6 protein-coding genes are annotated in these 6,851 nt (G+C 36.1%); all 6 read right to left on the bottom strand.

Annotation, left to right across the window (positions count from 1 at the left end; all coding sequences use genetic code 11):
- Positions 1-101 precede the first annotated feature (101 nt).
- The gene (locus tag ADICYQ_RS18775; RefSeq protein WP_020894161.1) at positions 102-1,505 is read right to left on the bottom strand and encodes a UDP-glucose 6-dehydrogenase; all 1,404 of its coding nucleotides are present in this window, start codon (positions 1,503-1,505) and stop codon (positions 102-104) included.
- A gap of 1,008 nt (positions 1,506-2,513) precedes the next feature.
- Complete coding sequence (gene cysQ / locus ADICYQ_RS18785) at positions 2,514-3,269, bottom strand: 3'(2'),5'-bisphosphate nucleotidase CysQ (RefSeq protein WP_020894162.1); 756 nt, start codon at positions 3,267-3,269, stop codon at positions 2,514-2,516.
- 119 nt (positions 3,270-3,388) lie between these two features.
- Positions 3,389-4,648, bottom strand: coding sequence for a sulfate adenylyltransferase subunit 1 (locus ADICYQ_RS18790; protein WP_020894163.1), 1,260 nt, complete (start codon positions 4,646-4,648; stop codon positions 3,389-3,391).
- A gap of 147 nt (positions 4,649-4,795) precedes the next feature.
- On the bottom strand, positions 4,796-5,701 hold the full coding sequence (gene cysD / locus ADICYQ_RS18795) for a sulfate adenylyltransferase subunit CysD (protein WP_020894164.1): 906 nt from the start codon (positions 5,699-5,701) through the stop codon (positions 4,796-4,798).
- A 9-nt stretch (positions 5,702-5,710) separates the two neighbouring features.
- Complete coding sequence (gene cysC, locus ADICYQ_RS18800; RefSeq protein ID WP_020894165.1) at positions 5,711-6,295, bottom strand: adenylyl-sulfate kinase; 585 nt, start codon at positions 6,293-6,295, stop codon at positions 5,711-5,713.
- A 36-nt stretch (positions 6,296-6,331) separates the two neighbouring features.
- On the bottom strand, positions 6,332-6,851 hold a 520-nt coding region (locus tag ADICYQ_RS18805), incomplete at its 5' end, for an SLC13 family permease (RefSeq protein ID WP_200861912.1).

Consider the following 6,851-nt stretch of genomic DNA (forward strand, 5'->3'; position numbering starts at 1 on the left):
AACGTATTTCTCGTTCACCTTTTTTTTGGTTCAAAATTCAGAACAATGAGAGTTAAAAGATTCCTCCTCTCACTTCCTGATCACTTAGCCTGATAGGGCTTTTAGTTGTCATCAGCACTACCAATGGAATGTACTTGGAAGCCTATATTTTGTAAGGCCTTCTTATCCATAATATTTCTTCCATCAAAAACATGTGCAGGTTTTAGCATATTGTCATAGATCTTTTGCCAATCGTATGTTTTAAACTCATCCCACTCAGTAAGGACAGCAATAGCATGTGCGCCATTACAAACTTTATAAGGATCTTTGACTACCGTTAAAGACTCCTTGTTTTCTTCAGAACTACGACTACCTAAATAATCCAAATCAGAATATATTTGTTGTTCAGTCACTTTAGGGTCGAAAACAGATACTTTTGATTGCTCATTTAATAGGTGGTCCGCAACATAAATAGCAGCTGATTCTCTGGTATCATTGGTATCCTTCTTAAAGGCCCAGCCTAAAAAGGCTATTTTTTTACCACTTACTGTATTGTATAAATTTTTAATTATTTTTTTAGCGAATCGTTTTTTCTGGTGATCATTCATTATTATCACCTGCTCCCAGTAATCCGCAACCTCATCAAGGCCATACGAACGAGAGATATAAACAAGATTCAAAATATCCTTTTGGAAACAAGAGCCTCCAAAACCTACTGATGCCTTAAGAAACTTAGGCCCAATTCTAGAATCAGTTCCTATTGCTCTTGATACCTCATTCACATCTGCTTCAGTATGCTCACATAGTTCTGAAAGAGAATTGATAGAAGATACTCGCTGTGCAAGAAAAGCATTAGCCGTTAGTTTGGATAATTCAGATGACCATACATTAGTAGTAAGTATTCTTTCTCTTGGTACCCATCTTGCATACACCTCGACTAATGAATTGATTGCACTCAGCCCCTCTTCAGATTGATCACCGCCAATTAGCACCCTGTCTGGAGCCATTAAATCTTCTACGGCTGTTCCTTCAGCTAAAAATTCAGGGTTGGAAAGAATTTGGAAGTTAATACCATTTCCTGTGTGTTCTAATATGTCTTTTAAAGCACTAGCCGTTCTAACAGGAAGTGTAGATTTTTCTACAACTATTTTCTTCTCTTTTGCCACTCTGGCAATTTGTCTGGCACAAAGTTCAATCCACTTTAAATCTGCGGCTTGTCCTTTTCCTTCACCATATGTTTTTGTAGGTGTATTTACAGAAATAAAGATCATTTGAGCCTCATCGATTGCCTTGTCCACATCAGTAGAGAAAAACAAATTACGACCTCTTGCCTCAGCTACTACCTGCGGTAAACCTGGCTCATAAACTGGTATGTTTTCAACATTCTCATCGTTCCATGCTGCAATACGTGCCTCATTGATATCTACTACAGTAACTTTAATATCTGGACATTTTTTTGCTATTACGGCCATCGTTGGACCTCCAACATAACCTGCACCAATACAACAAATATTCTGGACTTTCATTTCTTATAGTTTAAAACATTTATAAAATCAGGGTGAACCTCATCTTACCCTTTTACTCTACTTATTAAAAATTATACTAAAATACTAAAATTTAATTCTATACGCTTAATCTTTGGATTCCTTTTATCATGAGTTTATAGAAGACTTAAACAGTTGGACAATGACTTTTGACTAAATCACCTTTACTTGGTAGTGTATTATTTAAAATCTGTGTTGATTTAAGGTTCGACATAAACCCAAAACCAAAGGTCAAAAATCGCCTCCAAACAGTCGTGATATTAATTTCTTTAAAAAGAAGGCTTAAATAAAAAGGCAAATCCACAATTTTATTTAACCTAAGCACATTAATAACTGATATTACCAAACCTATAAAAAATAAAACAAGAATTAGTCCAATCAACATAGGTAATGACGCTGCTTTAAGTTTACTTATAAACAAACTATTTGGTTGATTCCTCTTTTAGAAAAACTATCTGAAAACTGGAATATTGGGTTTTAACATTACAATCGCTTGAATATTAGGTAAAGATATTATTAATTTCTATAAGTTTTCCAATAAATTTTAAATAATTGACAAGGATACGCTTATATAATATAATCTTTATTTCACAATTAAAAAAATGTACTTCACAACTAAAACAATTAAACATTTAATTTTCAAAATCATCCATTAAATGATACTAGAAATAAAGATTAAGCCAATAATTGACCTTGGCCATCTAGGTAGGTAAGAAGTAGGGATTTCAAAAACACAATACTTTTATTATAGCCTTCCTTCAAACCTACTCAAAGAATATGCACTATAGTGGTCAGCCACCTCATTTTCTCGTAGTTTTATTAAATCAAAGGGAGATTAATCCAGCCCTACATTTACTTCATATAGTCGGAGTTTTTACCATAAACGACTAAAAATCAAACTTTTAACACTTATTTTAAATAAAAAACAATCTAAATTCATTATTCTAATGAAATAAAGATTTCACTAATTGACAAATCAAAAAGAAGAAGTTAAGAAGCTATAAACCAGGGATTCAAAAGGTTTTCTTTGTTGTAATCCAATGGTTCATTGGCTGTCACCTTTTTTATGTCATACCCTAAAGCGCGAAGGATTGCATGAGCAGCAGCAGTATCCCATTCCATAGTAGGTGCGAATCTAGGATAAAGTTGGGCCTTATTATCTGCCAAAAGCATGAATTTGAGTGAAGACCCCATACTAATTACTTCTGCCCCTGGGTATTTGTCAATAACTTCCTGTGTTTCTATACTCAAATGTGACCGAGAAGCTACAATCGTTTCTACTGATTTATTGCCTTTCTCCAGAAGTTTTAAAGGAGCACCGCTTCCATTGGCTTTCCAAGCTCCTTGGCTGTTGCCCCAATACATCCAATCTAAAACTGGGGCATAAACCACCCCCATAACAGGCACGCCTTTATGTATTAATGCTATATTGACAGTAAATTCACCATTTTTCTTAACGAACTCTTTTGTCCCATCCAAAGGATCTACCATCCAGAAAAATTCCCAATCTTTTCTTTCACTATAAGGAATACACTTGCCTTCTTCCGAAAGTATGGGCAATTGGGTTGTCAAGAGGTACTCAGAAATCTTCTGATGCGCCGCCAAATCTGCCTTTGTAAGTGGGGATTCGTCCGCCTTATATTCAAGGCCTAAATCAGCACTTTCATAGATTTTTAATATCTCTTGTCCGGCTGCTTTTGCGGCTACAAGGGCTATTTCAGTAAGGTGTTTTTCGTCTATTTTCATGAACTTCGAATAAAAGCAAAACGATCTCCAAATTGTTATGTCAATAAACAAAAAACATTATCCGTCAACAACAACGGATAATGTTTTAGTATAACTGACTATCAGGGATTAAAAAAACATTAGATCACCATTCCTGCAGCTACCGTTTCATTGGTATTTGGATCGATTAAAATGATTGACCCTGTTTGTCTGTTTTTTCTATAGGAATCAAAAAACAAAGGTTTAGAAGATCGGATACTGATCCTGGCAATATCATTCATACCTATTTGCTCTACTCCTTCTTCTCTATGAAGGGTATTGACATTTACCCTATAAAGAATTTCTTTTACCATTACCTGACATTCCTGAGTAGTATGTTTTAGTAATAATTTTGTCCTACCAGCTAATGGTTTAGTACTCATCCAGCAAATCATAACATTGATATCTTGCGAAACGCTAGGCATATTATTGGGTCTAACCAACATGTCGCCTCTACTGATATCCAATTCATCTTCCAGGGTCATTGTTACAGACATGGGAGAAAAAGCTTCTTCAATTGGCTTTCCATCTAGCTCTATGCTTTTTATTTTTGAAGTAAAGCCGGTAGGTAAAACTTTCACTTCGTCCCCAGGTTTGAAGATTCCCCCTTCAATCCTGCCAGCATAACCTCTGAAATCCTGATGCTCATGTGTATGAGGACGAATTACCATTTGCACTGGGAAACGGCAATCGATATGATTGAAATCGGATGCAATGTGAACATTCTCTAAAAGATAAAGTAAGGTAGGTCCTTCATACCATTTCATATTAGTAGACCTGTCCACCACATTGTCTCCATTAAGTGCGGAAATGGGAACAAAATGAATGTCTTTGATTTCCATTTTGCTGGCAAAGTCCTTGTAACTTTTTATGATTTTCTGGTAAACCTCTTCATCATAATCTACCAAATCCATTTTGTTTACACATACAATAACATGTGGGATTTTCAATAAGGAAGCAATAAAACTATGCCTGAAAGTTTGTTCCAACAAACCTTTTCTTGCATCAATTAATATGATTGCAAGGTTTGCAGTAGAGGCACCCGTCACCATATTCCTGGTGTATTGAATGTGGCCAGGGGTATCTGCAATTATAAATTTTCGCTTAGGGGTAGCAAAATACCTGTAAGCTACATCAATAGTAATCCCTTGTTCTCTTTCAGACTTCAAACCATCTGTGAGCAGAGAAAGATCTACATAATCAAATCCTTTCTTCTCACTGGAAGTTTTCACCGCTTCAATCTGATCTTCAAAAATAGATTTCGAATCATAAAGCAATCTACCTATCAAGGTACTTTTTCCATCATCAACAGATCCCGCAGTGGTAAATCTTAACAATTGATTGGTTTCCTGTATGCTCATATTGTATGTATACTATTTCACTAGAATTTTTATAAATCTCAAAATTGCCGCAAATCTTGATAATTAAGGTCCTTACACTAAAGAGTATGTGAACCATTTATCAAAAGCATATCCTCTAATCGGCTGGGATATATGGGTTGTTTATTCCTAAAAATAACCACTCTTTTTCCTGTCCTCCATGGCTGTCTCTCCCCTTTTATCATCTGCCCTGGTGCCTCTTTCAGTAGTCCTGGTAGTCGCCACTTCAGCAATGATTTTATCAAGGTCATCCGCCTCAGATTCAACAGCACCAGTGATAGGCATATCCCCACAGGTTCTGTATCTTACAGTTAAATTCTTTATCTCCTCGTTCGGTTTTAATTGAACAAAATCCGATTTGGCAAGTATAACGCCATCTCTAACCACACAATCTCTCTGATGAGAAAAATACAATGAAGGCAATGCAATGTCTTGGGATTGAATGTATTGCCAAACGTCCATTTCTGTCCAGTTTGAAATTGGGAAAACTCTAAAATGTTCCCCCATATGCTTTTTACCGTTGAAAAGATTCCACAATTCAGGTCTTTGGTTCTTAGGGTCCCACTGTCCAAATTCATCTCTATGAGAGAAAAAACGTTCTTTCGCACGGGCTTTCTCTTCGTCTCTTCTGGCACCACCCATGGCAGCATCTATCTTATATTCTTCTAAGGTATCCAACAGAGTGACAGTCTGCAATGCATTCCTACTAGCATTGGCGCCTGTTTCTTCCCTTACTTTGCCATCATCTATACTCTTTTGAACCGAACCAACGATTAGTTGAACGCCAAGTTCTTTCACCAGTTCATCTCTGAAGGCAATAGTTTCAGGGAAATTATGTCCCGTATCAATATGTATCAGTGGAAAAGGGATTCTTGATGGATAAAAAGCTTTTCTCGATAAATGAGCTAAAACGATGCTATCCTTACCTCCTGAAAACAACAAGGCTGGTTTTTCGAATTGAGAAACAACTTCTCTGATAACAAAAATTGCCTCTGCCTCTAACTCCTCCAGATGAGATAAATAGTATTGTGTCATATCAAATTTTTATTTTTTATTTATTTTTTTTACCAATCTTTCTACTGAGTCTTCCATCTTTTCCTCCCCTGTATGAACCACTTCAAATGGAGACTCAGGAGGCTCGTAAGGAGAACCAATCCCAGTTAAATCTTTAATCAGACCTTGTCTGGCTTTCTTATACAAGCCTTTAACATCTCGTTCTTCACATATTTTTAGTGGGCAATTCAAGTAAATTTCCAGAAAATTATCTTCTCCAACCAATCCCCTAATCATTTCCCTATCTGAAATAAATGGCGATATGAAGGCTGAAATCACAATTAATCCTGCATCCAACATTAAATTAGCTACCTCTCCAATCCTCCTAATATTTTCTATCCTATCTTCATTACTGAATGAAAGGTCTTTATTCAATCCCGTCCTTATATTGTCTCCATCTAATAGATAAGTATGGTACCCCATTCTATACAATGCATCCTCGGTAGCATTTGCCAAAGTAGATTTACCCGAACCTGAAAGTCCCGTAAACCAAATCAATTTTGGCTGTTGGCAAAGGGCTTTTTTACGGTGCTCCCCTTTTACCTTAAATACAGATGGATGAATGTTTTCACGCATTAGGAAAATGAAATTAACTACACACTTTTTTATAAATTATAGGTAATACCAATTAATAAAACATAATACCACTACCGAATAAATCAAAGTAAGTGGAAAGCCAATAATAAAATAATCCCTAAACTTATAATTCCCTGGGCCCATTACCATCAAGTTGGTCTGGTAACCAATTGGGGTCATGAAATCCCCAGAAGCAGCAAAAGCTATTGCCACAAAGAAGGGTGTCAAGGGCTGCTCTAATTGATTACCCAACTCCAATGCTATTGGAAACATAATCGACACTGCTGCCGCATTGGTTATCAAACTTGTTAAAATTAAAGTCATGATAAACAATAGTACTAAAGCAATCATCACCCCAGATCCTTCTGTCATCTGGATCAATAGATTCACCAGTACATTAGCTGCTCCTGATTTATTCAAAGCCAATCCCAAAGAAAGCGAACAAACAAGAATCAACAAAAGATCCAAATCAACTGCTTTCTTTAAAGTTTGCAAATTTAACACTTTAAATAGATAGAGGGTAAGAATTCCTGCAAAAGCTGCCACAAAAAGATCT

This window comes from Cyclobacterium qasimii M12-11B (genome assembly GCF_000427295.1).
In the GTDB taxonomy this organism is placed as follows: domain Bacteria; phylum Bacteroidota; class Bacteroidia; order Cytophagales; family Cyclobacteriaceae; genus Cyclobacterium; species Cyclobacterium qasimii.